The 24826-nt window shown below is 66.8% G+C and carries 26 protein-coding genes and 1 other RNA gene; 9 read left to right on the top strand and 18 right to left on the bottom strand.

Annotated elements, in window-relative coordinates:
- Positions 1 to 2: 2 nt before the first annotated feature.
- A complete protein-coding gene (locus tag ACFQ9K_RS38180) occupies positions 3 to 605 on the bottom strand; it encodes a ClpP family protease (protein WP_150402634.1) in 603 nt (200 codons plus the stop codon).
- A 159-nt stretch (positions 606 to 764) separates the two neighbouring features.
- On the opposite strand from ACFQ9K_RS38180, the gene ACFQ9K_RS38175 reads away from it, so the two are divergent.
- A complete protein-coding gene (locus ACFQ9K_RS38175) occupies positions 765 to 1259 on the top strand; it encodes a GNAT family N-acetyltransferase (RefSeq protein WP_378717720.1) in 495 nt (164 codons plus the stop codon).
- On the opposite strand, the gene ACFQ9K_RS38170 is transcribed toward ACFQ9K_RS38175, so the two are convergent.
- Positions 1256 to 2434, bottom strand: a complete 1179-nt coding sequence (locus ACFQ9K_RS38170; protein ID WP_378717722.1) for an acyl-CoA dehydrogenase family protein — start codon at positions 2432 to 2434, stop codon at positions 1256 to 1258. The genes ACFQ9K_RS38175 and ACFQ9K_RS38170 overlap by 4 nt on opposite strands.
- 315 nt (positions 2435 to 2749) lie before the next feature.
- On the opposite strand from ACFQ9K_RS38170, the gene ACFQ9K_RS38165 reads away from it, so the two are divergent.
- Positions 2750 to 3499: an SDR family oxidoreductase gene (locus ACFQ9K_RS38165; RefSeq protein ID WP_378717723.1), complete on the top strand. Its 750-nt coding sequence runs from the start codon at positions 2750 to 2752 to the stop codon at positions 3497 to 3499.
- 60 nt (positions 3500 to 3559) lie between these two features.
- On the opposite strand, the gene ACFQ9K_RS38160 is transcribed toward ACFQ9K_RS38165, so the two are convergent.
- From ACFQ9K_RS38160 to ACFQ9K_RS38150, 3 genes are all read right to left on the bottom strand, one after another.
- A complete protein-coding gene (locus ACFQ9K_RS38160; protein WP_378717792.1) occupies positions 3560 to 5125 on the bottom strand; it encodes an ABC transporter substrate-binding protein in 1566 nt (521 codons plus the stop codon).
- A gap of 206 nt (positions 5126 to 5331) precedes the next feature.
- On the bottom strand, positions 5332 to 7053 hold the full coding sequence (locus tag ACFQ9K_RS38155) for a thiamine pyrophosphate-dependent enzyme (RefSeq protein ID WP_378717724.1): 1722 nt from the start codon (positions 7051 to 7053) through the stop codon (positions 5332 to 5334).
- Positions 7054 to 7098: 45 nt separating this feature from the next.
- A complete protein-coding gene (locus ACFQ9K_RS38150; RefSeq protein ID WP_150402629.1) occupies positions 7099 to 7371 on the bottom strand; it encodes a GlsB/YeaQ/YmgE family stress response membrane protein in 273 nt (90 codons plus the stop codon).
- A 149-nt stretch (positions 7372 to 7520) separates the two neighbouring features.
- On the opposite strand from ACFQ9K_RS38150, the gene ACFQ9K_RS38145 reads away from it, so the two are divergent.
- Genes ACFQ9K_RS38145 through ACFQ9K_RS38120 form a run of 6 tightly spaced genes read left to right on the top strand, consistent with a single transcriptional unit; the run spans position 7521 to position 11197 of the window.
- Positions 7521 to 8279: a glycosyltransferase gene (locus ACFQ9K_RS38145; RefSeq protein WP_378717726.1), complete on the top strand. Its 759-nt coding sequence runs from the start codon at positions 7521 to 7523 to the stop codon at positions 8277 to 8279.
- Positions 8279 to 9262: an acyl-CoA dehydrogenase family protein gene (locus ACFQ9K_RS38140; protein WP_378717728.1), complete on the top strand. Its 984-nt coding sequence runs from the start codon at positions 8279 to 8281 to the stop codon at positions 9260 to 9262. The genes ACFQ9K_RS38145 and ACFQ9K_RS38140 overlap by 1 nt, the downstream gene beginning before the upstream one ends.
- Complete coding sequence (locus ACFQ9K_RS38135; protein WP_378717729.1) at positions 9244 to 9996, top strand: PIG-L deacetylase family protein; 753 nt, start codon at positions 9244 to 9246, stop codon at positions 9994 to 9996. The genes ACFQ9K_RS38140 and ACFQ9K_RS38135 overlap by 19 nt, the downstream gene beginning before the upstream one ends.
- The gene (locus tag ACFQ9K_RS38130) at positions 9993 to 10619 is read left to right on the top strand and encodes a class I SAM-dependent DNA methyltransferase (protein ID WP_378717731.1); all 627 of its coding nucleotides are present in this window, start codon (positions 9993 to 9995) and stop codon (positions 10617 to 10619) included. The genes ACFQ9K_RS38135 and ACFQ9K_RS38130 overlap by 4 nt, the downstream gene beginning before the upstream one ends.
- Positions 10620 to 10898, top strand: coding sequence for a hypothetical protein (locus ACFQ9K_RS38125; protein WP_378717733.1), 279 nt, complete (start codon positions 10620 to 10622; stop codon positions 10896 to 10898). It begins immediately after the preceding gene.
- A gap of 17 nt (positions 10899 to 10915) precedes the next feature.
- On the top strand, positions 10916 to 11197 hold the full coding sequence (locus ACFQ9K_RS38120) for a hypothetical protein (protein ID WP_378717735.1): 282 nt from the start codon (positions 10916 to 10918) through the stop codon (positions 11195 to 11197).
- A gap of 120 nt (positions 11198 to 11317) precedes the next feature.
- Here ACFQ9K_RS38120 and ACFQ9K_RS38115 read toward each other — a convergent pair whose 3' ends face one another.
- Positions 11318 to 11899 carry a TerD family protein gene (locus ACFQ9K_RS38115; RefSeq protein ID WP_378717736.1) on the bottom strand — a complete coding sequence of 194 codons (582 nt, stop codon included), beginning with the start codon at positions 11897 to 11899 and terminating at the stop codon, positions 11318 to 11320.
- 108 nt (positions 11900 to 12007) lie between these two features.
- Positions 12008 to 12442: a MarR family winged helix-turn-helix transcriptional regulator gene (locus tag ACFQ9K_RS38110; protein ID WP_378717737.1), complete on the bottom strand. Its 435-nt coding sequence runs from the start codon at positions 12440 to 12442 to the stop codon at positions 12008 to 12010.
- A gap of 202 nt (positions 12443 to 12644) precedes the next feature.
- Between ACFQ9K_RS38110 and ACFQ9K_RS38105 the strand changes: the two genes are divergently transcribed.
- Positions 12645 to 14069: a pyridoxal phosphate-dependent decarboxylase family protein gene (locus tag ACFQ9K_RS38105; protein ID WP_378717738.1), complete on the top strand. Its 1425-nt coding sequence runs from the start codon at positions 12645 to 12647 to the stop codon at positions 14067 to 14069.
- On the opposite strand, the gene ACFQ9K_RS38100 is transcribed toward ACFQ9K_RS38105, so the two are convergent.
- The 11 genes from ACFQ9K_RS38100 to smpB form a co-directional block, all read right to left on the bottom strand.
- Positions 14066 to 14725 carry an RraA family protein gene (locus ACFQ9K_RS38100; RefSeq protein ID WP_378717739.1) on the bottom strand — a complete coding sequence of 220 codons (660 nt, stop codon included), beginning with the start codon at positions 14723 to 14725 and terminating at the stop codon, positions 14066 to 14068. The genes ACFQ9K_RS38105 and ACFQ9K_RS38100 overlap by 4 nt on opposite strands.
- 84 nt (positions 14726 to 14809) lie before the next feature.
- A complete protein-coding gene (locus tag ACFQ9K_RS38095; protein ID WP_378717741.1) occupies positions 14810 to 15133 on the bottom strand; it encodes a hypothetical protein in 324 nt (107 codons plus the stop codon).
- 3 nt (positions 15134 to 15136) lie between these two features.
- The gene (locus ACFQ9K_RS38090) at positions 15137 to 16447 is read right to left on the bottom strand and encodes an amidase domain-containing protein (RefSeq protein WP_378717742.1); all 1311 of its coding nucleotides are present in this window, start codon (positions 16445 to 16447) and stop codon (positions 15137 to 15139) included.
- Positions 16444 to 16692 (bottom strand): hypothetical protein, encoded by a 249-nt coding sequence (locus ACFQ9K_RS38085; RefSeq protein ID WP_378717744.1) that lies wholly within the window; start codon positions 16690 to 16692, stop codon positions 16444 to 16446. Before ACFQ9K_RS38085 ends, ACFQ9K_RS38090 begins: the two co-directional genes overlap by 4 nt.
- A gap of 37 nt (positions 16693 to 16729) precedes the next feature.
- Positions 16730 to 17389 (bottom strand): MspA family porin, encoded by a 660-nt coding sequence (locus ACFQ9K_RS38080; protein WP_378717745.1) that lies wholly within the window; start codon positions 17387 to 17389, stop codon positions 16730 to 16732.
- 741 nt (positions 17390 to 18130) lie between these two features.
- Positions 18131 to 19888, bottom strand: a complete 1758-nt coding sequence (locus tag ACFQ9K_RS38075; RefSeq protein ID WP_378717747.1) for a sugar-binding protein — start codon at positions 19886 to 19888, stop codon at positions 18131 to 18133.
- Positions 19889 to 20017: 129 nt separating this feature from the next.
- Complete coding sequence (locus ACFQ9K_RS38070) at positions 20018 to 21649, bottom strand: AAA domain-containing protein (RefSeq protein ID WP_378717794.1); 1632 nt, start codon at positions 21647 to 21649, stop codon at positions 20018 to 20020.
- Positions 21646 to 22458, bottom strand: coding sequence for an AAA domain-containing protein (locus ACFQ9K_RS38065; protein WP_378717749.1), 813 nt, complete (start codon positions 22456 to 22458; stop codon positions 21646 to 21648). The genes ACFQ9K_RS38070 and ACFQ9K_RS38065 overlap by 4 nt, the downstream gene beginning before the upstream one ends.
- A gap of 566 nt (positions 22459 to 23024) precedes the next feature.
- Positions 23025 to 23396, bottom strand: a transfer-messenger RNA (tmRNA) gene (ssrA, locus tag ACFQ9K_RS38060).
- A 79-nt stretch (positions 23397 to 23475) separates the two neighbouring features.
- Positions 23476 to 24339: an EamA family transporter gene (locus ACFQ9K_RS38055; protein WP_378717795.1), complete on the bottom strand. Its 864-nt coding sequence runs from the start codon at positions 24337 to 24339 to the stop codon at positions 23476 to 23478.
- Positions 24336 to 24809 (bottom strand): SsrA-binding protein SmpB, encoded by a 474-nt coding sequence (gene smpB / locus ACFQ9K_RS38050; RefSeq protein WP_150402613.1) that lies wholly within the window; start codon positions 24807 to 24809, stop codon positions 24336 to 24338. Before smpB ends, ACFQ9K_RS38055 begins: the two co-directional genes overlap by 4 nt.
- Between the last annotated feature and the right edge of the window lie 17 nt (positions 24810 to 24826).

Below are 24826 nucleotides of genomic sequence, written 5' to 3'. Positions count from 1 at the left end.
GGTCACAACCCCGCTCGGTGTGCGTTGGTGAAGGGTGCGATCTGGGCGAAGCCGGCCGCGATCTCGTCCACGATGCCGTACTCGCGCGCCTGCTCCGGGGTGAACCAGCGGTCGCGGTCGCTGTCCGTGCGGATCTCCTCCAGCGAATGGCCGGTTTCCGCGGCGAGGATCTGCTCCGACTGGAGCTTCATGTACTCCAGGTTCTCCGCCTGGATGGCGATGTCCATGGCGGTGCCGCCGATGCCGGCCGACGGCTGATGCATCATGATCCGGCTGTGCGCCAGGCTGATTCGCTTGCCCTTGGTGCCGGAGGCGAGCAGCACCTGCCCCATGCTCGCGGCGAAACCGACGGCCACGGTGACCACGTCGTTGGGGATCAGCTTCATCGTGTCGTAGATGGCGAGCCCGGCGAGCACGGACCCGCCCGGCGAGTTGATGTAGATGACGATGTCGCGCTTGTTGTCCTCGCTGGCCAGCAGCACCAGTTCGGTGCAGGCCCGCTCGGCCATCGCGTCGTCGACCTCGCCGGTCAGTTGGATGGTCCGGTGGCGGAACAATCGATCGGCTAGTTGACCTCGGTAGTCCAGGTGCGATGTTTCGATCATGAGTCAGGTCTATCGCGTGTGCACGGGCACATGCCCCGGTGTCTGCCGACAGCAGACGCATCGACCGCGACCAGCTCCCGCACCTCATCCAGCTGCCGCTGACCGGTGCGGATACCGAGGTAGGTGCGCACCTGCGGCGCCATCTCGTAGAGTGCGCAAATGGTGGACGGTGTTGCGGCGGTGGTGCTGCGGGCGGCGCGGCCGGAGGATGCGGCGCGGGTCGCCGAGATCTGGTCCGCGGGGTGGGGCGACGCGCATCTGGGGAACGTGCCGGACGCGTTGATCGTGGCCCGTACCCGCGAATCCTTCGATACCCGTGCGGCGCAGTTCGTTTCGAATACCACTGTGGCGACGGTGGGCGATGCGATCGCCGGGTTCGTGATGGTGATCGACGACGAGGTGAATCAGGTCTACGTCGCCGCCGATCATCGTGGCGCCGGCATCGCCCCGATCCTGCTGGCGGCCGCCGAATCCCGCGTGCGGGACAACGGCCATCGGCGAGCGTGGCTGGCCGTCGTGCCGGGCAACGCGCGCGCCCGCAGGTTCTACGCGAACAACGGCTGGTCCGACGACGGCCCGTTCACGCTCGAAGCGCACGGCCCGGCGGGCACCATCGATGTGCCGTGCCACCGATACGTCAAGCGGGTCGACTAACGCACGCCGAGCACGAGCGGGAACTCCGGCCGCCCGCCGAGCAGGAACGCACCCGCCGTCTGGATCATCTGGTCGTGCGCCATGAGATGCGTTGTCATGGTGCTCATATCGCGCAACCAGACGTCGAGCGGGCTCGGCTTGTACACCGATTCGGTGCCGACCAGCTCGCACAGGCGGGCGATGATGCGCCGGCAGGCACGGTAGGAATGGGTCCGGGTCAGCAGGGTCTGGATCCGGATGTCCGCCGGGAGATCGGCAAACCGGTTCTCGTCCAACGCATCCCACAGCGTGCGCAGACTGTCGACCACCGCGCCGCGCGCGACGATGTACTCCATCTCGCACTCGCCCAGAATGTACTGCGCCCGATAGTTGTCCGCCCACTTCTGCCCGGTCGCCGCGATGACCTTGCCCCGCGCGAGCTCGCGGACGTAGTCCAGCGCGGCCCGCGTCGCGCCGAGCGGGATGCCGGGCATCACCCGGGCCAGGGTCTCGGGTTCGGCGAGTTTGCCGCTGCCGCTTCTGGGTTCGTAGAAATCGAAGCAGTGATGTTCGGGGATGAACAGGTCGTCGGCCGCGTAATCGTTGCTGCCGCTGCCGCGCAGGCCGGTGCTGTCCCAGGTGTCGAACACCTGGACCTGATCGCGGCGCATGAAGAACATCTTCGCGATCGGCGCACCGTCGGCCATCGCCGGTTCGTCGCCGTCGAAGATCAGCGCGCCGGCCACCACGAGATCGGCGTGGTTGATCGCGCTACCCAGATTCCAGCGACCGGTCAGCCGATAGCCGCCGTCGGTCCGCACCGCCCGGCCTGCCGGCGCGATCAGCCCGGCGGTGATCAGGTCGTGCGTCGGGATCAGCTCGGCGAGCGCCTGTTTGTCGAGGAACCCGGCATAGATGCCGGTCGCCGCCCCGATCATCGCGCACCACCCGGTGGCGGTGTCGCCGTAGGCCAGGGCCTCGAACACCTCCAGCTGTTCGAGCGAGGTCAACCCCGGCCCGCCGAGCTCGGCACTGAACCCCATCCCGTAGATACCCATGGCGCGCAGCCGCTCGACGATGTCACGCGGCAACTGCCGCGCCGCATCGATCTCCTGCCGTCGCGTAGCCAGCTCCGGCGCGAACGCACGCGCCGCCGCCAGCAGTTCGCCCGCCGCCGTCGATTCTCCGGTCACCATCGCCCCAATCAGGTCCAGCCACAATCGAATTCGCGCCACCGCCCGCATACCGAGGCTAGCTCGGCCACCGGCTCCGCGAACCAGGTTCCCGGCAATCGGCGCAGATCCATCCGACCGCAACGCCCTCGCCCGAGTATGGCCGGCCACCCGCACCCCGGCCAGGAAACGGACCGCTCACCGAACCGGCGATGTCCGCGATGTCCGCGAGTCCCTCCGTCGGGCGTAGGTGGGCGGTCCGGTTGGCTGGGTGGTCCTCTCGCTACCAGGAGTTCCACCCCCTGGCACAACCCGCTGACCAGCGCGAATGTTGTCCGCATGACAAACAATCTCACCGGCCGCGTCGCGGTCGTCACCGGAGCTTCCAGTGGGATCGGCGCGGCGACCGCGCAGCGGCTTGTGGCCGACGGGGCGAAGGTCGCGCTGCTGGGGCGGCGTAAGGATCGGCTCGAGGAATTGGCCGCGCGGATCGGGGGCGAGGTGCTCGTGGTGCCTGCCGACGTGGCCGTGCAGCAGTCGGTGCGGGATGCCGCGGCGGCCGTGCGGGCGGCGCTCGGTCCGGTCGATCTGGTCGTCGCCAACGCGGGCGTCATGCTCGGGGCGCCGTTCGAGTCGGCGCAGACCGACGAGTGGGAGCAGATGATCGGCGCCAACCTCAACGGATTGCTCTATACCGGAAGGGCTTTCATCGACGACCTGCTCGCCGCGGCGAGCAACGGCGAACGGGCCGACCTGGTGCACATCGGCTCGATCGGCGGGCACGTGCCGTTCCCCAACTACGGCGTCTACTGCGCGACCAAGGCCGCCGTCGCGCATCTCACCCGCACCCTGCGCACCGAGTTCGGCCCGCGCGGGGTTCGGGTGAAGACCATCGAACCCGGTTTCGTCAGCACCGAACTCGGCGCGGGCATGCTCGACGAGGACCAGAAGACCGTCCTCGCCGGCTGGCGCAGCGATATCGGCACCCTGGTCGCCGCGGACATCGCGGACGCGATCGCCTACGCGGTCACGGCGCCGAAGCGGGTGAACATCGCCGAAATGATCGTCGTACCAACACCGCAGGGCTGACCCGAAACGAAAAGCCCGCCGGCGCAACGCGCGTCGGCGGGCTTCCACGATCGGCCGGTACTACTTCTCGATGCCCTCGAAGTCGAACAGGCCGTTCCAGGCCAGCTCGGCCTTCTTGACCTTGTCCGAGCGGCCCGCGGCGGCCACGTAATCGAACATCGGGATGTCGACCATGTCCCGGATCAGCAACGCCTGCGCCTGGCCGACGATCTTGTACGACTCCTCCAGCGTCGGCGCCGCCAGCGCCGCGTTCAGCAGAGCGTCGAACTCCGGGTTGTCGTAGTTGACGTTGTTCCCCTCGGAGAAGCTGTAGTACTGCGAGGTGAGGAACTGCAACATGGTCGGGTAATCACCCTGCCAGCCGTAGCGGAACGCCTTGCCGATGGTCTTGGCGTTGATCGCGTCCCGGATGGTCTTGAACGTCGGGTACGGCGTGCCGACGGCCTCGATGCCGAGCGTGTTCTTGATGCTGTTCGCCGTGGCCTCGATCCAGCCCTGGTGACCGCCGTCGGAGTTGTAGGCGATCTCGTAGGTACCCGACCACGGGGAGATGGCGTTGGCCTGGGCCCACACCTTCTTGGCCTCCTCCGGGTTGTACTGCAACGCCTCGACGCCGGGCAGGTTCTCGTTGAACCCGGGCAGGGTGCGAGCGGTGAAGTCACGCGCGGGCAGCCGCAGGCCGTGGAAGATGTTCTGGCTGATCTGCTCTCGGTTGATCGCCATGGACAGCGCCCGGCGCCGCAGCAGGCCCTCCTGGCCGCCGAAGTGCGGCGCGTTGGTCTGGATGCCGATGGCCGCCTTGTACGCGATCGGCTTGGTGATCGCCCGATCGCCGAGGTCCTTCTTGTAGGTGGCCATCGCGCTGTCCGGAATGACGTCGAGGGTGTCCAGGTTGCCCGCCAGCAGATCGGCGTAGGCGGTCTCGAAGGTCTGGTACATCACGAACCGCAGACCCTTGTTCTTGGCCGGGCGCCCACCCTTGTAGTCCGGGTTGGCGACCAGGTCGATCTGCACATTGTGCTGCCACGCACCGTTTTTCGCGAACTTGTACGGGCCGTTGCCGATCGGGTTCTCGCCGAACGCCTTCATGTCCTTGAACGCGGCCTCGGGCAGCGGGTAGAACGGCGCGTAACCGAGCTCGGTCTCGAAGTCGATCGACGGCTGCTTCAACGCCACGGTGAAGGTGTGGTCGTCGACCACCTTCAACCCCGACATCGTCTGCACCTTGGCGTCTTTCGCCTGCACCTCGTCGAAGCCGGCGATCGGCGCGAAGACGTAGCTCTGCAACTGGGCGTTGCTGCCGAGGGCGCCGTAGTTCCAGGCGTCGACGAAGGACTTCGCGGTCACCGCCGAGCCGTCGGAGAACTTCCAGTCCGGCTTGATGGTGATCTTGTAGTTCTTCCGGTCCGTCGTCTCGATCTTCTGCGCGAGCTCGTCGTGCGCGACACCGTTGGCGTCGTAGTACTTCAGCCCCGAATACAGCCGGTCGACGACGCGTCCGCCCATGTTCTCGTTGGTATTGGTGGGCACCAACGGATTCTGCGGCTCGCCGGCATTGGTGGTGACGATGTCGGCATCGCCGCTGTCGTCCGACGAGCATGCGGTCAGCCCCAGGCTTGTGGCCATGAGCGCCGCCGCGAGCAGCGCACCAGCTCTTGTGAATCTCACGCGTTCTCCCGATTTCGAACAGATCATCGGGACACGCAGAGACACGAACCGTGCCCCACCCCGATCACCTTGGAATGTTCTCGGACAGTAACCATTCCGAGACCCGTTGTCATGGGATCCGCCGATGATCGGACCGGCCGCAGCTCACCGCGGCCGGTAGCCCGTTATGTCCGGCTCTCCAGGCTCTCCTTGACCTTGGCGATGGCGAAGCCCCACGCCTGGTCGAAGGTCGGTTTCGGCGGGACCGAGATCTCGTCGGGGTTGGTGACCACATCGAGGAGCACGGGCCTGCGTTCGGCGAAGGCCGCCGCCACCGCCTCGTCCAGATCCTCGGGATCGGTGACCCGCCGCGATTGCAGGCCCATCGCGGCGCCGACCGCGGCCAGGTCCGGGTTGTCCAGCACGGTGCCGAACTCGGGCAGGCCACCCTCTTCCTGCTCGAGTTTGACCATGCCGAGGCGTCCGTTGTTGAACACCACCAGTGTGACCGGCAGGTCGTAGGTGACCGCGGTGCGCAGGTCCCCCAGCAGCATCATCAACCCGCCGTCGCCGCAGAAGGCGACGACCTGGCGGTCCCGATCGAGGATCTGCGCGCCCAGCGCCTGCGGCATGGCGTTGGCCATGGATCCGAAGTTGTACGAGCCGAGCAGCCGGCGCGAGCCGCGCAGGCTGAGGAACCGGGACAGCCACACCGTGGACATGCCGGTGTCCGAGGTGAAGATCGCGTCGTCGGCGGCGTGCTTGTCCACCGCGGCGGCCACCGCTTCCGGGCGGATCAGCTGGTCCGGGTTGTCCAGGTGCCGGCGGATCCGGCCGAGGAGCTTGCGGTCGTGCTTGGGTTCGGCCAGCCGCTGCTGGAGCCCGGTCCAGCGCTGATACTCGGTCTGCGCCTTCTTCAGGTGCTTGTCGGACGATTTGGTATCCAGTTTGAGCAGCAGTTCACGCAGGGTGGGGCCGGTGTGGCCGACCAGCGCGACATCGACCGGGGTGCGGCGACCGATGTGGTCGAGCCGCGAGTCCAGCTGGATGACCGTCTTGCCGGTCGGATACCAATCGCGATACGGGAAGTCGGTGCCGACCATGAACAGCACGTCGCAGTCCTCGAGCGCCGAATTGGCGGCGGGGTTACCGATCAGACCGGTCTGCCCGACCGCATACGGATTGTCGTGTTCGAGGCCCTCTTTCGCCTTGATGGTGAGCACCATCGGCGCGGAGAGCTGTTCGGCCAGCCGCAGCACCTCGTCGCGGGCTTCCCGCGCGCCGATGCCGACGAGCAGGGTGACCTTGTCCGCCTTGTTCAGCGTCTCCGCGGCCTGCGCGATCTCGGTCGCGCCGGGCACCGTCGTCCGGTCGCGTGCGACGAACCGGGGGCGGACGTCGGTGTCCAGCTTCAGGCCACCGATGTCGCCCGGAATGGTCAGCACGGAGACGCCCTGGCGCGACACCGCCGCGTTCACCGCCTGTTCGAGCAGGCGGGGCAGCTGCGCGGCGCTGGTGACCGTCGCGGTGAACTCCGAGACATCCCGGAAGACCGCGTCGTTGTCGACCTCCTGGAAGTACTCGCTGCCCATCTCGGAGGTCGGTACCTGCCCGCAGATCGCCAGCACCGGGGCGTGGGATTTCTTGGCGTCGTAGAGACCGCCCAGCAGATGGATCGAACCGGGGCCGACGGTGCCCGCGCACACCCCGATGGTGCCGGTGAGCTGGGCTTGCGCACCGGCCGCGTAGGCGGCGACCTCTTCGTGTCGCACGCCGATCCATTCGATTCGATCCTCCCGGCGGATCGCGTCGGTGATGGGGTTGAGCGCGTCGCCGACCACACCCCAGACGTGGGTGACGCCTTCGTCCGCCAGCGCACTGACGATCATTTCCGCAACCGTGGTCATCCTCGACTCCTCCGCGTCATAGTCGGTTCTGCTGGGCGGCCGTGGTCATCGAGAAACTCGGCGGCCGGTGACCAGACCGACCAGGAACAACAGGATCACGGCACCGCCGATGCAGGTGAAGAAGCTGAACCAGAGCCCGCCGCCTTCGACGTCGACGCCGAGCAGCTTCAACAGGAAGCCGCCGAGTAGACCGCCGACAATGCCGACGACGATATTCAACAGAATGCCCTGCTGAGCATCCGTCTTCATGATCTTGCTGGCAATCCACCCGGCAAGGCCGCCGATGATGATCCACCCGATAATCCCGAGACCCAGCATGATGTCCTCCTGTTGGTCGTTCGCGCCCACTGGAAAGGCGCGCTGCGGCGGTCATACCCGCCCGCGCGCGGCCCAAGCAGCCCAGCGAGGTTCACCACATCGAAACTCGCTGTCCGTTTGCCCGGGCCGCCACCGGGTAGCCGCAGGGCATGACCGACTCCCGTCCCCGCGACAGAGTCCGTATTCCGCCTGCCGATCGGCCGGACGCTGTCGATTCCTGTGCCACCGTGTCGCGGATCCTGGTTGTCGTCCCGGTACGCAACGAGGAGCGGCTGCTGCCCGCCTGCCTGTCGGCACTGGCGCGCGCGGCCGGACGGGTCGACGTTCCGGTGCGGGTCCAGTTGGTGCTCGACGCGTGCACCGACGGTTCCGCCGACGTACCCCCGTCGAATGTCGCGGTGATGAAGGTCGACGAGCGCAATGTCGGCGCCGCCCGTGCGCTGGGTTTCGCCCACGCGGGCGCGAACTGCGCGGCCGAGACCTGGTTCGCCACAACGGATGCCGACTCGGAGGTCGACGAGCGGTGGCTGCGGGCCCAGCTCGAATACGCGCACGCGGGCAACGACGTGGTCGCCGGGATCGTCGGCGTGCGCAGCTGGGCCGATCACGCCGCCGGCACCCGGCAAAGATACGAGCAGGAATACCGCACCGGAGACGGCCACATCCACGGCGCGAACCTCGGCTTCCGGGCCGACGCGTACTGGCGAATCGGCGGCTTCCGGCACCTGCGCACCGGCGAGGACGTCGATCTGGTGTCCAGGATGGCGGCCGGCGGTGCGCGCCTCGCGTGGGCCGAGGACGTCCTGGTCACCACCTCCGCGCGCCGGGTCGGCCGCGCGCCCCAGGGGTTCGCTGCGCATTTGCGGCGACTGGAGAACGCCTATCGTGCCGAGAGCAGGAGCGCCTGATGCCGCCCACCGACATCCTGAATACCGCTCCCACCGCGACCGCGAGCGCGCTCCGGCGGCTCGCGGAGGCCGGACGTCTGCAGCTGCCCTATCCCGGATCCGGACGCACCCTCGACCGCTGGCGCTCGCTCGCCGATTTCGCCTTCGGCAATGTGGTGGTCGGGCGGATGGTGGAGGCGCACGCGGATGCCGAGGCGATTCTGGCGGAGCTCGGCGGCGGAGTCGTCGAGCGCGGTCAGCTCTGGGGCGTATGGGCCGCCGAGCCGCCGAAGCCGGTACTGCAGGCGCGATTCGAGGCCGGCCGGTGGACGCTGGACGGGCGCAAGGCGTGGTGCTCCGGAGCGACCATCTGCACGCATGCCCTGGTCACCGCGCGGGCCGGGGACGAGCGCCGGTTGTTCGCCGTCGATCTCGGTCAGCCTGCCGTTCGCCCGGTGCCCGGCACCTGGCATGCCGTGGGCATGGCGGAATCCGACTCCGGCGCGGTGGATTTCACCGACGCGGCCGCCGAGCCCGTCGGCGAGCCCGGCGCGTATCTGACGCGACCGGGGTTCTGGCACGGCGCGATCGGCGTCGCCGCCTGCTGGTACGGCGGCGCCTGCGCCGTCGCCCGCACCCTGCACGATCGCGCCACCGACGAACACGCCCTCGCGCATCTCGGTGCGGTCATGAGCGGATTGCACGCCGCCGCACTGTGTTTGACGGACGCCGCGCGCCAGATCGACGCCGACCCGGACGACCGGACCGGTGCCGCGCGATTGCGCGCCAGGGCCGTGCGGGCGGTGGTCGAGGACGCGGCGTCGGCGACCATCGATCGGGTCGGGCGCGCACTCGGCGCCGGACCGCTGTGCGCGGATGCCGAGCACGCGCGCCGCGTCGCCGACCTCACCGTCTATCTCCGCCAGAGTCATGCGGAGCGAGATCTGGCCGATCTTGGCCGTGACTACGCGGAAAAGGAGTTCTCATGGTTGCCGAACCACTGATCGACCTAGCCGCCCGCGGCACTCCGGAGCGCACCTGGACCCGGTGGCGCAACCGGCGACCGGAGTTATCCCTCACCGGCTGGCGGCGTTTGATCGTCGTCGCCCCGCATCCCGACGACGAGGTGCTCAGCGTCGGCGGCCTGATCGCGCTGGCCCGCGCGCACGGGCTGCCGGTCACGGTCGTCACGGTGACCGACGGTGAAGCCTCGCACCCGGGCTCCCCCACCTGTTCGCCCGCCGAACTGGCGACTCTGCGGGTGGCGGAATCTCGCCGTGCCGCAGCGGAATTAGGGGTCGAACCACCGATTCGGCTCGGCATCGGCGACGGCAAGGTGGCCGCCGACGAGGCGGCGGTGACCGAGGCGCTGTCCCGCATCCTCACCGAGTGCGGTCACGCGGGCGCGTGGTGCGCGACCACCTGGCGGCGGGACGGTCATCCCGATCACGAGGCGGTCGGCCGGGCCGCCGCCGCGGCCTGCGCGGGCACCGCGACCCGGCTACTGGAGTTCCCGGTGTGGATGTGGCACTGGGCAACTCCGGAACATCCGGTGGTCCCCGGCAGTCGCGCCCGGACGTTGACCTTGCCCGGCCCGGCGATCGACGCCAAGCTGCGGGCCATCGCGCAATTCCAGAGCCAGATCCTGCCCATGTCGGAGGATCCCGCCGACCAGCCGATCTTGCCGCCGCACGTGCTGGACCGGTTCACCGGCAACACAGAAACGTACTTCGTATGAGCGAAACCGGGCTCGCCACCGACTATTTCGACGACATGTACGCCCGCGATCCCGATCCGTGGGGCTTCACCACCCGCTGGTACGAGCGACGCAAACGCGCACTCACCATGGCCGCGCTGCCGAAGGCCCGCTACCACAACGCCTTCGAGCCCGGCTGTTCGATCGGCACCCTCTCCGCCGAACTCACCGAGCGCTGTGATCGCCTGGTCTGCACCGACATCGCCGCCCAGGCGCTCGAGTCGGCCGGCCGACGCATCGACCGGCTGCACGAATCCGAGCGCGGCGCAGTCGAATTCCGCCGCTGGGCGCTCGGCGAGCCCTGGCCCGACGAACATTTCGACCTGATCGTGCTCAGCGAGGTCTGCTACTACCTCGACTCGGTCAGCCTGCGCACCGCCTTCACCCACGCCGTCGACCACCTCGAGCCCAACGGCGCCCTGCTCTGCGTGCACTGGCGCCGCAAGGTCCCCGAATACCCGCTCTCCGGCGACCACGTGCACGCCATCGCCCGCACCACCCACGGCCTGTCCGCCCTGGCCGGCTACCACGACGAAGACCTCCTCCTCGACGTCTTCCTCGCCGGCGCCCCCGTCTCCGTCGCCACCACCGAACACATCGAATGAGTGGCCCACCACGCCGAACCGGCCCGGCAGGCACACACCACCGAACATCGGGACCATGGACGCGGTGTGCACAGCCTGCGCCGGGAACCGAGATTCGCCATCGGGCACTGGTCGTTCCTCGCGCGGACGCCGCACGGGAATCTGCTGTGGGATCCGCCCGCCTATATCGACGACGAGATCGTCGCCCTGGTCGGCGAACTCGGCGGCGTAGCGGTCATCGCCGCCAGCCATCCGCACATGTTCGCCGCCCAGGTGAGTTTGGAGCCACGCGTTCGATAAGGCGCCGGTGCTGGTGAATGCCGCGGACCGGGAATGGATTCCGCGGCCCCGACCCGGTACTCGACTTCTGGACGGGCCGCGCCGAGCCGTTGCCCGGCGTCGACCTCATCCAGCTCGGCGGCCACCTGCCCGGCAGTTCGGTCGCGCGCACCGCCGACGGCACCCTGCTCACCGGAGACACCATCACCGGCAGCCTCGCGCCCGGCTGGGTCACGTTCCAGCGCAACTTCCCCAAGCACATCCCGCTCTCAGCGGCCGTGGTGCGCCGGATCGTCGACGGGCTCGAACCGTACTCCTAAGACCGGCTTTACACCCTCGGCGGGCACACCATCGACCAGGACGCCGCGCAGGCCGTGCGCAGGTCAGCCGAGCGGCATATCCGCTGGTTCAGCGGCGAATTCGACCACCTGACCCGATCGCTACGCCATCGCGAAGCGCAGCAGCGCCTGCTTGTCCCCCTGCTTGATCTTGCCCTTGCGGTTCAGCACCTCCAGCTGCCAGGTGCTGCCGGACCGAAAGGCGCGGGCGACGGCGTTGGCGTTGTCCGCGCCGAGCAGCGACGGCCAGATGTCGGCGACCTGCTGGCTGCTGCCGCCGCTGGCGTCGTAGACCTTGAAGCTGATGTTGTTCGCCTTCTCGAACGAGCTCCCCTTCTTGAAGGCGGCCGCGACGAAGATAATGGCGTCGATACCGCCGGGGACGTCGGCGAAGGTCACATGAACCGTCTCGTCGTCACCGGCCGCGGCACCGGTCTGCTCGTCTCCGCTGTGCAGGACCGAGCCGTTGCCCAGCGGGTCGAGGGAGTCGAGGCCGGCGAAGCGGACCGGCTCGGCACCCTGCATGAGGATGGCGATCAGGTCCAGGTCGACGCCTTTCTTCCGGCGTGCCCAACCGAGTGCCCCGCCGCTGGTCCCCGCCGAAGGATCCCAGCTCACGCCGACACTCAGCTTGGTGACGCCGGCGAGATCCGCGGCGCCGTCTTCTTTCTTGAGCGTGATCATGGGTTCAGATTAGCGGGGCTTTCGTAACTCCAAGCGCCAGAAAGATTCTCGCCGATGACCGCGGCGGGGTAGCGAAACATATTGATAGCTAACAGCTCTCGCCGCCGGTCAAGCGGTGGACGTCGCCTTCGCCAGCAGCCGGTGCAGCTGCCGCTGCTCGCGCGCGGACAGCCGGCGCAAGGGCAGATGCTGGGTCATCGCCTCGACCAATTGCTCACGTTGCGCCGCCCCGGCGGCGGTGAGGGCAACCACTTTCACCCGCTTGTCGTCCGGACCGGGTAGTCGCTCGACCGTGCCGCGTTTCTCCAGCTTGTCGATGATGAAGGTGACCGTCGACGGGTCGCTGCAGGTGCGCCGGGCCAGTTCGGACATCGACGGCAGCGCGGCCGCGGGATCGAGGTGCCAGAGCACATTCGCGGAGGGCACGGTGAGATCCAGCTCGCGCAGGACGCTCACCAATGCGGCGTCCAGCTGGTCGGATACCGTGCGGAGCTCGGCGAGCAGGCGATAACCCAGGTCCGCTTCAGGCAGGTCCGCTGTCACGGACCACAGTGTAGCCAGCTACTTGAAGTCTCCTATGAAGTTACTTTGACACTCAAATTTCGACGAGGTGATTTCGGCGGGCGCACGGTCCGGCCGAGGGCCCCAGATCAGCTGCCGCTTCGGCGTGCCGCGGTCCGGCCGGACCAATCACCTTGGCCGACTGGCTATTTACAAACAGGGCCGGGGCGCGGTTCGGTGGGGCATGGGTGATCCGCTGAACGAACAGGACCTCGCGGCGCAGGCGCTGGCCTTGGTGCACCGGGCGGCGGGGCCGTACCTGGAGAGCCTGCCCGAGCGGGTGGTCCGCGACGCCGCCGCCGACCCGCTCATCGATGAGCTCGGCGGGCCACTGCCGGAGCAGGGCGGGGGCGCGCTGGCCGCGATCGAGGAGTTGCTCGCGGTCGGGACGCGGGCGTCCGTGCACTCCACCGGACCGCGCTTCTTCCATCTCGTGGTCGGCGGGGCGACCCCCGCGGCGATGGCCGGCGACTGGGCGACCGCGCTGCTGGACCAGAACGCCGGACTGTGGGTCACCTCGCCGCTCGCGTCGCGCGTCGAGACCGTCGTGCTCGGGTGGTTGAAGGATCTGTTCGGGCTGCCGCGGGACTTCGGCGGAGTGCTCACGCCCAGTGCCACTTTCGCGAATCTGACCGGATTGGCGGCGGCGCGCTACTGGTGGGCCGATCGGCACGGAGTGGACGTGGTCGCCCAGGGGCTGCTGGGGCTGCCGCAGATGCCGGTGCTGACCAGCGGATACGTTCACGCCAGCACACGTAAGGCATTGCAGGTCATCGGCTGTGGCCGAGATACCCTGCGCACCTATGTCCGTGACGAGACCGGACGGATCGATCTGGTCGCGCTGGAGCGGGCGCTGATCGAACTCGACGGTGCGCCGGCGGTGATCGTCGGCAACCTCGGCGAGGTGAACGCCGGTGATTCCGACCCGATTCATGAGCTGGCCGATCTGGCCGAGCAGTACCGCGCCTGGCTGCACGTCGACGGCGCGTTCGGCCTGTTCGCGGCGATCTCGCCACGCACCGCGCATCTCGCCCGTGGGGTCGAACGCGCCGATTCGATTACCGCCGATGGGCACAAGTGGCTGAATGTCCCGCAGGAGAGCGGGTTTTCGTTCGTCAAGGACAGCTCGATCCTCGGCAAGACCTTCGGCGGCTGGGGCGCCGCCTATCTGCCCACCCTCGATGACGAACAGCTCAGCTACAACATGCACGGCCCCGAATCCTCCCGGCGCGCAAGGGCCTTCCCCATCTGGGCGACTTTGCGCGCATACGGTCGTGCGGGCTACCGGGATATGGTGGAGCGCCACCTCGACGTGGCCGCCCACCTGGGCCGAATCGTCGACGAGGCGCCCGACTTCGAACTACTCGCCCCGGTCCAGTTGTGCGTCACCTGTTTCCGCTACCGCCCGCCAGGCGTCCCGGACTCCGACCTGGACTCCCTCAACGCCCGCCTCGGCGCGGCCATCCTCGAAGACGGCCGCGTCTACGTCGGCACCACCACCTATCGAGGCGTGACCGCACTCCGTCCCACCTTCGTGAATTGGCGCATCACCGCCCCCGAGGCGGACCTGCTCGTCCAGGTCATCCGGGAGCTCGGGCCGCGACTCTAGACCAGGAACTGAAGCGTCGAACGTTCGCCGCGGGTCAGGGCCTCGGTGTGCGCGGCAACGTTCACCGCATCGCTCAAGGTCGCGCCCGCATCCAATTTCGCCACCACCCTGGCCTCGGCTTCCTTGGTGGCCGCGGCGGCATCGAGCAACGCCTCGACCCGCTCGGGCTCGATCACGATGATTCCCTCCTCGTCGGCGAGAATCACGTCCCCCGGCGACACCGGAACACCACCGCAGGTCACCGGAATCTGTAGCTCACCGAGCTGAGCGGTGGTACCCGCCATCGGAGTGATGAACCGGCTGTAGATCGGCAGCTCGCAGCCCCGGACATACGAGATATCCCGGTATCCCCCGTCGATGATGATTCCGCCGAGCCCCCGCGCCAGCGCCCCACGCGCGAATAGCTCGCCGGCGAAAGCGATCTCACGCCCGCCCCCGTCCACAACGATCACCTCCCCCGGCGACGCGGACTCGATCGCCCGCAGCACCCCGAAGAAGTCGCCCCGACACTGCACAGTGAACGCGGTCCCCGCGATCCGCACCGCCGCCGACCGTGCCCGAATCCCGCTGTCCAACACTCGAATCGACTTATCCGCGTCACAGATAGCAGTCGTATCGACGGAGTCGAACTTCGCGACAACCTCATCAGCCAGCATCGGCGCCATCCTCTTCACAGGCTCGGAGTATGCGGTCGGCTCGACCTTACTTCCCAGCCCGGCTCCCGCCCCGGCCTACCGGAACTACAGCGGGTCTTGAATATTGAAGGTGTAGACCTCGCCGTCGTACCAGAACAGCGCCGCCATCGACGCCTCGGGCGGATCCACCCGGCAATACTCGAGACCGGTCAGCGGAATCGATGTCTTCCCCAGGCACCGCACCTCTCGCGACTTCGGAATCGGCCCTTTCAGCTCGAATCGCTTGCCGGACACCGCGATCGTGGACGGCCCGTGCCAATACCAGTCCGGCTTGCCGAACAACCACCAGTAATAGCCGAAGACGACCGAGACCACCAGAACGACAGCGGCCAGCACAATCGCGACCACCTTTTTCCGCCTAGCAGTCATCTCTCATCCTTCACCTGGATACGTCATATGCGCGAACAGATAGTCGATGGGGACGTTCGACGAATCATACTTCGGCAGCCACCATGGTTCGTGCCGGCGATTGCTCGTGTGCATGTCGACCACGTCGCCCCACACCCGAGTTCCGTCGGGCATGGTGATCCAATCCTTGCCGACATATACGGCGACGTGATCCATGCGCCCGTCCGGCGTTTCGCCGTCGCCGTGATCGTAGAAGATCAGATCGCCCGGCTGGAGCCCCAGCTTGGACGGAAGGTTGGGATCCGGCGCGGTGTCGACGCTGTCCCGGCGGAACCCGCCCGACAGCTTCCCCCTCGGCCCGCCCTTCGACCCGTCGTTGGTGAGCAGGAATCGCAATAACGCGGGCGCATATGTCCAGGTTCGGGAATCTTCCCAATCCCGGCCGAATACATTCTCGTCGTATGCCGAGAACCACGCGTTCGGGTCGTTGTCGTTCGGGTCGTTGAAGGTGTCCCTGGACATGATCTGCGAGAAACCGCCCGCCGCCAATACCTGCGAGGCGAAATTCGCACAGTCGCTCTGCGAATCGGAGTCGTAGAACGGGTATTCGGGGTTCGGATTCATCACGTACGCTTCGGCATAATCCACGGCGGCCTGCCGCGAGGACGATAAACCGTCACGCACGAAGGTCCGGGCCGGTAGTAATGAACCGAGACCCGTCCTCGACCCGCGAGCCAACGGCGCCAGGAACGCGGCGGCACCGGTAAGGAGGAGCAGCGGGATCTTCCCGCCGGAACCTGTTCCGCCGGAATCACTTCCGCCGACCGGAACGGGTGGCGACGGCGGCACCGAGGCCACGGGCGCCGGTTCGGCGGGTACCGACGCGACCGTCTGCGGCCGCCGCGGCGCCTCGACCGGCCGGAGCGGCGGCTCATCGGGGACGGATCCCGGTGCTGGAGTCACCTGCGGTGGGCTACCGGGCAGGACGGGCGTCTGCGCGCCCGGCGCCGCGACGATGGGGGCGCCGCTGCCGGGCGGCACCGGCGGCGGTATCAACGCTCCGGCCTGGCTTCCGCCGCCGTCAGCGCTCGGAGGTTGGCCCGGCAGAGCCGGTTCCGGCAATGCCGGAGGGGTGGTGGGCGGACCCGGCGGCGGTGCCGGCGGGAGTGAGGGGGTGTCGACGCAGGGCCAGCCGGGGTGCATCTGCTGCCATTCCGCACACGGGACCGCGGACGCGGACGGTGTTGCGAAGGAAGCGAATCCGACGCCGATACCCGCCGCACCTGCCGCGACCGCGGCCACCGCGAGCCGAGCGGACGTGGTCCGGCGGTTCATCGGCCGCTCCGGCGCGCCTTTATCTGCGCGTAGACGGTGTCGAGGCCCCACCAGGTGAGGCGACCCGCGATGGACATGTAGAGGAAGAACGCCAGATAGACCAGGATCGCGCCGTAGTCGTCGGCCCAGCTCGGCATCCGGTCCAGGTGGGCGAACGCGGCGATGAGCAGGAACAGCCCGGCCAGCAGCGCAACGGGTGCCAGCGGGGCATTGTTCGGTTCGGCGGCGGTGCGGTCACCGGTCATGACTGGTGTTCTCCTTAACGCGTTGCGCTGGTGCGGGTTAGAGCCAGATGGGGTCGCCGTAGGCGGTGGTGGTGTTGTCCGCGGTAGGGGTCGACATGGTCGCGGTGGCGAACGAGCGCAGCGAGACCGGGCCCATGCAGGCGTCGACCTTCACCTCGACCTGATCCATCGCGATCGACGCGCGCCCGGAGGCCAGGGCCTTCTTGCCGAATTGGACGGTCGCGATCGACCCTGGCTTCAAGGTGGTCGAAACATTCGGCGAGACAGAGGCATTCACGCCGAGGCTGACGCTGGGCGGGTAGGAGATGTTCAATGAAGCGTTGGGACCGAACGATGCTCCGAGACTGGTGGTCAGGCCGCTGGAAACGTCGATCTGGCAACCGATTTGGTAGCCGAAGCTGACCACCGCGGCGTTGACCGGCTGAGCCCCCTTGCCGGTGACCTCGGCGATCGCTTTCAACGACACGAACCCTTCGCGGGTGAACATCGTCGCGGCCAGGTTCGGGTAGCGGTCCAGGGTCTCCGAGGTCTTGGTGACCGTCAACGTCCAGCCGTCATCGGTGTCGACCACCCGCGACTTGTCCGCGACCACGTCGGCCGACGCAATACCCTGCCCGGAGGCTAGCAATCCTGCCGTTATCGAGCCTGTGCACAGCACCGCAGCGACACCGCCGCGCTTGAACGCAACCCTTCCCATCGATTTCATCCTTGTCACGTCGAGTTCCAGCCCGAATCCAGGCAGAGGTGGCGTTCTCCCCTGCGCTAAGGAAAACCCATTCAGCTAACCTTTGGCAACATCAAGTTTGCGACGAAGCGGCCGCGTGATCACCCGTTTACCGACTGGACACCCGATCAGCCCCGGCCGGAGGGGGTTGTCGAGGATTCAACAATCGAATTGTGGTTTCCGTCACGGCGCGGCCGTTATCACCCGATGCCCGCCGCTATCCGGCCGCGCCGCCATCCCCGCTCCGTGGCGGGTGCTGGCGATCTCGGGCGGTTCCGAGGTGGTCTACCATCGTCGATGATCGCCAAATCTGTTGCCGCTGAGTCGATCTAGCGAGGGGGCCATTCTTTCCGCAGAGAGCTACTCGCCGGGTCTCGCGCACCGATGCCGACAGTAGGTCGCGCGAGCGAGAAGGCGGCGCAGAGCTAGGGGCCGCCTTGGGGAGAATTCGAGCTTTATTGCCGAGTCGGCGGCTTCGGCGAGAGTGATCAGGGCTTTGGGGGGGGCGAGAGGACGCCTACGACATCCGGGGAGTGGGCCTCTGCGGAGTCCGCCTGGCCCTGCGGCGAGGACGGGTCAGGGAAAGAGAGCCGGGGTAACGAGATCGCTGACCAGGAATGCGGTGCTGGTACGGCTCGCTTTGGCGACTCCGCCGTGGTGGTTCCTGACTAGCCGATGCTGTGAACGCACCGGTCGTAGTGGGGGGTGAGCCGATCAGCGAGGGTTGCCGGCAATGGGGACTCGAATGCGCTCGGCCTGGGCTCGGGATGCGGGTGAGTCGGCGCTGTGGGCGGCGGATTGCGGTATCGCGGGCGGTATTTCGGGTGTCGGGGCCGGTTGGTAGTCGACGAGGGTCGCGGTACCCCAGACGTACGGGTCCGCTTGAGGACTGCCGAAAGGTGACCAGGCCAGGCGGGTTTGGCCGGTCTTGTCGGCGGTGTCGGAGTCGTAGACCAGGATGTTCATCGCGAACTTGGCGGGGTCGACCGGTGCGGGCAGTTCGTTGAGCGGGATTTTCACCTCGACCGAGTAGCCGTGGTATGGCTCGGAAACGACTGCCGCCACTCGCATTCCGGGTAGCGTCGCGCCCTGATGATTGTCGGCGTCGCGCTCGGCCGCCGGGCCGGGTTGTGCCGTGTACGGCAGGATACCGGTTTTGAAAGTTGTCGAGGTGTCGTCGGAGTCGCCGCGGGGATCGATGGCGATTTCGACCGAGTCTGTGCGCCAATGCCTTTTGATGTCGTCGGCGGTCAGTTCCGCTCCCTTGCGGTCGTCGGCCACGGTGACCAGCACGTAGAGGTCATCCTCGTGCCTGGACAATTTCGCGGATGCCGAGCAGGTACCGCCGCCCTGCCACATCGCCAGTGCCAGTTCAGGTCCCGGGTACTCCCCCGGCCCCTCGACACCGTTCAGCATCGGCGCTGTCGCAACGGCGGGGATGGTGGTTTCCGGCCTCGGTGGATAGTCCGGCTGAACTCGGTTGGCCAGCCACGGTATTCCGGTTCGATCGGCCCAATCGGCGAACTCCGCGTACAGCGGTTTCAGCTCGGTTTGCCGCTGCACCGGCACCTCGACGAAGCGTCCGTCGTCCGCCAGCACGGTGAACCAATCGGAGCCGAGCTGCTGCGGGTCCGTCGGCTCGTGCGCGGGCTTCGCGGCGAAACCCTGTGTGAGGTATAGGCGAGCCGCGTCACGCTCGACCTGCGCCCAGCTCGCGTTGTGCTCGCGCGACGGAGTACCGGACCACACGCCGATCACCGGCAAACCCGAACGAGGGTCGGTGTGCGGTTGCCCCGGCGCGTCCGGCCCCAGCAGCGTGTCGAAACCGTAGTTCTGCGCCAGCAGTCGAGTGGGATGCCACGGCGCGAGCGCCTCGTCAACGATCTGCTCGGGGAAAGCGTTCGGGTCGCCGGCCAGCCGAAACGCCTCGATCCCGAGCCGCGCCGAAAGTTGATGCCCGCCATGCTGATTGAACGGCCGAGGATCCATCACCACGATGGTGTGCGGCGTGGTCCTGCGCACCAGCCGGACCAATCTCACCAAGGTGTCCCGCTCGTCCCAGATCCGCCCGGTCAACGGCGCCGAGAGCGTGTACCAGAAGTCCGGCTTATCCAGGTAGTAGATGTTCTCGATCCCCACGAGCGCAGTGGCTTTACGCTCCTCGGTCTCCCGAATCAGCCCCAACGCGGGCCCTTCCTCCAGCCCGACAGCGTTCCCACCACCCTCCCCCCGCGTAATCGTCACAACCCCCGTAGTCCACCCCAGATTCTCGCGCCATTGCCCAAAGGTGGACAGATTGCTGGATTCATCGTCCGGATGCGCCCCGATAAACAACACATCGGTATGCGCCCGATCCCCCGCAGCACTCTCCGGCTTGCCGTCCGAACCACACCCCGCAACCAGCCAAGGCACAACCAACACCGAACCAAGAACGGTACGACGACTCAGTTTGCCCCCACCCGCCTCCACCATCCACTACCTCCAGTCGCCCTCCTCACCGTCACGTCGAATCACAACACATCGCCAGTCAGAGGCCGCACCCACCGTGCCCCGTCGCGTCCGCCTATACGAGGCCTCCGCTTTGCCGATGGACCGCTGCGGTCAGGGCAGTCGATCGAGGAACTCGCGGACCTTGCCGGCTTCATTGCTTCCCCTGGTCGACAGACGTAGCAACTGGAAGCCGTAGACACGGCAGATCTCGTCTTTCAACGCGTCGCGGGCAAGCTGCACCGGGTTTGCTTCGTGGGTGCTGTAGCCGTCCACTTCGATGCCGGCCAGGTTCGCGTTGGTGATTCGGTTGTAGACGACGAAGTCGAATGATGATCGGCGCCGGGCGAATGCGCGGTGTGGATCATCGAGGCGATCCAGGCTGAGTGGAAACACGTTTCGCAACAGGACCTGCTGATGGACCCCGAGGTGACCGTAGCGAGGTTCGTCGAGCACCCCCTCCAACATGGTGAGAGCGATGTCCTCGGAATGCCAGCCTGTGCGCCCCCAGCCGATATGCGGGTGGGTGCGTAGCCGCTCCGCGTACTCGGTGTACAGCAGGTCGAAGATCGACACCACATCGCTGTCGACAATCGCGTGATTCGGGTCTCGGTACCGGATATAGCCGATCAGATCGCGCAGATGCCGACTTTTCGGCAGCTCGGATGGATGTGTGACCAGGACGAACATCCGCATCGCCCGCGAGACGGCCACATTGATCAACTTGGGATCGTCGGCGAACTGCAACGCGGCCTGGCTGCTGAGGGTGTTGTCGAGGACCGTGGTCATGACGACCGCATGCTTCTCCCGCCCTTGGAATTTGTGCACGGTGTCGGATTCGATGGACTCGATCAGCGCGTCGGTCACCCGGTCAGCCTGTCGGCGATAGGGCGTGGTGACGCCGACTTCGTGCGGCGGGATATCGGCGGAAACCCACGGCAGGACCTCGTTCTGAATCACATCGATCTCGCGCTGATTGCTGCGGCCGTTCGACCTTGGATCGTCGTCGCGGTAACCGCGCAGCATGTGATTACCCGGGGCAGTCCGCACCACCGTCATCGGCGCGAACCCCGGCGTACTACGCGTATACGGAATCAGTTTGCCGCCGTAGAACTTCCGGTTACAGAACTCGATGATGTCCGGATCGCACCGATAATGCTCGCGCAGCATCACCCGAGGTGCCTGATCGTTGAACCGCTCGATGATCGAGGACAGAACGCTGCGCCGATATTCGAAGACCGGGTCGGGTGCGGGCGGAGCCGCGGCGAGGTCCGTCGTGACCGGCGGGAGCTGCTCCAGATCGCCGACCACGATGAGGTTTCGCGCGCAGGCCAGAACCGGACTTACCGTCACCAGATCCACCTGCGATGCCTCGTCGATGATCAGGTAGTCGAGCAGAACCGATCGTCCAATGCTGTTCTGGAGCGAATGACAGGTGCTCAGGATCAAAGGATAGTCATGGGTGAACTGCCCGAACTGCTGCTTGTACTGCTGCGTGTACATCGTGCGAGGCAACGAGCCATATCGTGTGCGCAGCGCGTCTCGGAGCAATTGCTGGGAAAGCGCCTCCTGTTCGGCCACCAGCGCGGCGAACTTCTTGTTCTCCAGAGTCTTGTTCAATCGCTGGAGCTTCCCGTCGAGCTCAGCGATCTTCTTTTCGTAGTACAGGCGCTGAATGCGCAGCACCACGTCGGTGTCGCCGGCATCGACCCCACGCAGCGCCCGGTATTTGAAGTACCGGTTCATCGTGTCGACCAGTCGGCCCCAGCCGGTGTCGCGGATCCACTGGGGATCGGTGTCGGCGATGAAGTCGAGCAGTTTGCCGGCACTGTAGCGGCGCAACAGCGGCAGGTCGCCAGGCACCTCGTTACGGTCGAAGTACGCCTGGAAATGCTGTTGTCCAGCCGAAAGGCGTGCAACTGCTGGCGCACCTGAGCACGCCGGCGATCCTCTTCCAGCAGTGTCGCCAGTCGCCGGTTCACCTTGCCCAGTTCGTCAGCGGTCGCCGTGGTGGTGGGGGCACCCGCGCGCAGCAGGGCATCGACCTCGGCGTTGCGTCTCGGCTGGCCGGCGAAGAACTCGTCGCGCTTGTCGCGGCGCCCCAGATTGGCCGCCACCATCCCGAAGCCTTCCCTGGTCAGCTTCTCGAAAACATTGTCGACGGCGGAGTTGCTGAACGACACCACCCCTACCGTCGCGCCGGGGCGGCAGATCACCGAGGCGATGATGTTGAGGATCGTCTGCGTCTTCCCGGTTCCAGGTGGGCCGTCGATCACCGAGATCGGATATCGCAACGCGTTGAGTACCGCCGCACTCTGGCTGATGTTCGTGCGAAACGGGTACACCGGCAGCGGCGTCTCGTCGTCCGGCCGAACCTCGATCGGCGCCCGCTCGAGTATCAGGGATAGTGCGCTTGCGGGATGAATGAAGCTCAGGCCCTGGTGGTTACGGAGAAGGACACCGGAGTCGCCGGTCAGCCTCTCCGCCACTGTGCGCCAGTACGTCAGCACATCTCGCGCGCTGGGGGTGACCGCGGCATTCGGCAGCACCGCCACTCGATCCGCGCTGTAGACCTTCCATCCGCCATTGGTGGTCAGCACATGCCACCACGAGCCGACGTCCGGCGACCCGGTGAACACGTACGCCTCGGCCGCGTTGGTCGCAGATCCGTCCACGAGCAAAACCGCGTTCGCGCTCAAAGGCACTGGCGCAGAACCCTGGAGAATCGTCACTCGATCCCACCCGAACGAGTAGGCCTTCGCCCCGCCGAACCACACCCGGACTCGCGTCGGCTCTGGTTCGAATCGCGTGACCTCCAGCGTCTTGTCCTGCGATACCCAGTCCTCCTTCCGCCGGATGATCACCGCAAAACCCCGTGGATCGATCATTGAATCCCCCTCACCGTCGATGTCGGCGCAAGCAGCCTACAGTCCGCGATTTTCCCCGTCTTCCATTGCGGCACTTTAAATTTGGGACAACCCGCGCTGGTCGTATCAGTTGCTGGGACCACGCCCGATCTCGTTGACTGCTACACCTGCCCCGGCTATGGCTTGCGGCGCCAGCGGATGCATGTGATCGAGCGGGAACGAAAAAGGCCCGGTCCGTGTGGACCGGGCCTTGGCGGTGGAGCTGCCGGGAATCGAACCCGGGTCCTCTGCCGCGTCTCCAGGGCTTCTCCGTGTGCAGTTCGCTGTGTCTCTACTTGGATCTCTGGGTCTCGCGAACAAGCTCAGATGACGATCCCAGTCGCTGTTTGATTTTCCGTCCTGGTCCGCGACCGGCCAGGGCGGTAAGTCTCTCTAGCTGATGCCAGGATCCGGGTCGAGAGACGAACCCGGGCTGACAGACTTGCTCTGCTACTTAGGCAGCGAGAGCGAAGTCGCGCTGATTGGAATCGGCGCTTAATTGGTTGCAATGACGCTTACGGTGGTCTCTTGCCTGCACCGACACGCTTCCCCTGAATCTACGTACAAAGTCGAAACCGTTCAGCCCCGTACGTCCCGGCACCTTGCCGGGCTGTTCATGTTAACACCGGCCACAGCCCGGTTCTTCCCATTATCCGCCGGGTGTCCTCACGCTGCGGCGATGAGCGCGACGGAGACGAGGGCGAGCACCATGCCGACCTGTTGCTGCCTGCCCACCCGCTCGCCGAGCAGCACCATGGCGAGCAGGACGGTGGCGGCGGGATACAGCGACCCGATGACGCTGACCAGGGACAGCAGCGATCCGTGGAAGGCGTGCAGCAGCGCGATGTTGGCGACGACGTCGAGCGCGCCGATGTAGCAGGCCAGCCGCAACGGCTCACCGCGCAGCCGCTTGAACTGCCTGGCCGACAAGGCGGTCACCCACACCACCCCGGTGGCGGCGGCCCGCTGGGCGAGCAACGGCCACAGGCCGGACGACGCGGCGGTCTCGTGCAGGAAGACGAACATGAATCCGAAGGCGAGACCGGAGCCGACGGTCAGCAGCGCGACCTTCTTGGTGAACCGCAGCTCGCGCCCACCGGTGATCTCCTCGGTGACCGCGTCCGGCGATTCCCGGCTGACCAGCAGCACGGCGACCAACGCGAACGCGATCCCGATGAACGCGAGCAACCCGGGCCGTTCCCCGATCACCAGCCCGACCAGCACGGGCACACCCGCGACCAGCACCGCGGTCAGCGGCGACACCACGGCCATCGGACCGCTGGCGAGCGCGGCATAGAACCACCAGACCGCGACACCGCTGGCCACACCGGCAGCCAGACCCCAGCCGATAGACGCCGCGTCCGGGGTCCCGTCGACGAACGGCAGGAGCAGCAGCACGAGCAGGACCGAGAACGGATACGAGTAGATGACGACCCGTAGCGCGGTCACCTTTCGGGCAGCGACTCCGCCGTAGAAGTCGCTCACGCCGTAGCCGAGGGCGGCTACCAGCGCCAAGAGGACGGCGGTCAGCGCATGCCTTTGATACGCCGGCCTAGCTCGCGGGTGACTTCACGCTCGGCGTCACGCTTGGCCAGATCCTGACGCTTGTCGTAGTCCTGCTTGCCCTTGGCGAGGGCCAGTTCGACCTTGACCTTGCCGTCGGAGAAGTACATGGACAGCGGGACCAGCGTCTGGTTGCCCTCGCGCGACTTGCCGACCAGGCGGTCGATCTCGCGCTTGTGCAGCAACAGTTTCCGGACGCGCCGCGGCGAGTGGTTGGTCCAGGTGCCGTGGCTGAACTCCGGGATGTGCAGCCCACGCAGCCACACCTCACCGTTGTCGACCGTCGCGAACGCGTCCACCAGCGAGGCCTTGCCCTCACGCAGGCTCTTGACCTCGGTGCCGACCAGCGCGATCCCGGCCTCGTAGACGTCCAGGATCGTGTAGTTGTGCCGCGCCCGGCGGTTGGTCGCGATGACCTTGCGCCCCTGTTCCTTCATAACGATCAACCTTAAGT

The organism is Nocardia sp. NPDC056564 (assembly GCF_042793755.1).
Lineage (GTDB): Bacteria > Actinomycetota > Actinomycetes > Mycobacteriales > Mycobacteriaceae > Nocardia.
Note: the sequence above shows the minus strand (reverse complement) of the source record. Positions and strands in the feature narration are given on the sequence as shown.

Coding starts and splice junctions, on each gene's coding strand:
- ACFQ9K_RS38180 (WP_150402634.1), bottom strand. CDS start 605: ATGATCGAAACATCGCACCTGGACTACCGAGGTCAACTAGCCGATCGA.
- ACFQ9K_RS38175 (WP_378717720.1), top strand. CDS start 765: ATGGTGGACGGTGTTGCGGCGGTGGTGCTGCGGGCGGCGCGGCCGGAG.
- ACFQ9K_RS38170 (WP_378717722.1), bottom strand. CDS start 2,434: ATGGTGACCGGAGAATCGACGGCGGCGGGCGAACTGCTGGCGGCGGCG.
- ACFQ9K_RS38165 (WP_378717723.1), top strand. CDS start 2,750: ATGACAAACAATCTCACCGGCCGCGTCGCGGTCGTCACCGGAGCTTCC.
- ACFQ9K_RS38160 (WP_378717792.1), bottom strand. CDS start 5,125: ATGGCCACAAGCCTGGGGCTGACCGCATGCTCGTCGGACGACAGCGGC.
- ACFQ9K_RS38155 (WP_378717724.1), bottom strand. CDS start 7,053: ATGACCACGGTTGCGGAAATGATCGTCAGTGCGCTGGCGGACGAAGGC.
- ACFQ9K_RS38150 (WP_150402629.1), bottom strand. CDS start 7,371: ATGCTGGGTCTCGGGATTATCGGGTGGATCATCATCGGCGGCCTTGCC.
- ACFQ9K_RS38145 (WP_378717726.1), top strand. CDS start 7,521: ATGACCGACTCCCGTCCCCGCGACAGAGTCCGTATTCCGCCTGCCGAT.
- ACFQ9K_RS38140 (WP_378717728.1), top strand. CDS start 8,279: ATGCCGCCCACCGACATCCTGAATACCGCTCCCACCGCGACCGCGAGC.
- ACFQ9K_RS38135 (WP_378717729.1), top strand. CDS start 9,244: ATGGTTGCCGAACCACTGATCGACCTAGCCGCCCGCGGCACTCCGGAG.
- ACFQ9K_RS38130 (WP_378717731.1), top strand. CDS start 9,993: ATGAGCGAAACCGGGCTCGCCACCGACTATTTCGACGACATGTACGCC.
- ACFQ9K_RS38120 (WP_378717735.1), top strand. CDS start 10,916: ATGCCGCGGACCGGGAATGGATTCCGCGGCCCCGACCCGGTACTCGAC.
- ACFQ9K_RS38115 (WP_378717736.1), bottom strand. CDS start 11,899: ATGATCACGCTCAAGAAAGAAGACGGCGCCGCGGATCTCGCCGGCGTC.
- ACFQ9K_RS38105 (WP_378717738.1), top strand. CDS start 12,645: ATGGGTGATCCGCTGAACGAACAGGACCTCGCGGCGCAGGCGCTGGCC.
- ACFQ9K_RS38100 (WP_378717739.1), bottom strand. CDS start 14,725: ATGCTGGCTGATGAGGTTGTCGCGAAGTTCGACTCCGTCGATACGACT.
- ACFQ9K_RS38095 (WP_378717741.1), bottom strand. CDS start 15,133: ATGACTGCTAGGCGGAAAAAGGTGGTCGCGATTGTGCTGGCCGCTGTC.
- ACFQ9K_RS38090 (WP_378717742.1), bottom strand. CDS start 16,447: ATGAACCGCCGGACCACGTCCGCTCGGCTCGCGGTGGCCGCGGTCGCG.
- ACFQ9K_RS38085 (WP_378717744.1), bottom strand. CDS start 16,692: ATGACCGGTGACCGCACCGCCGCCGAACCGAACAATGCCCCGCTGGCA.
- ACFQ9K_RS38080 (WP_378717745.1), bottom strand. CDS start 17,389: ATGGGAAGGGTTGCGTTCAAGCGCGGCGGTGTCGCTGCGGTGCTGTGC.
- ACFQ9K_RS38075 (WP_378717747.1), bottom strand. CDS start 19,888: ATGGTGGAGGCGGGTGGGGGCAAACTGAGTCGTCGTACCGTTCTTGGT.
- ACFQ9K_RS38070 (WP_378717794.1), bottom strand. CDS start 21,649: ATGAACCGGTACTTCAAATACCGGGCGCTGCGTGGGGTCGATGCCGGC.
- smpB (WP_150402613.1), bottom strand. CDS start 24,809: ATGAAGGAACAGGGGCGCAAGGTCATCGCGACCAACCGCCGGGCGCGG.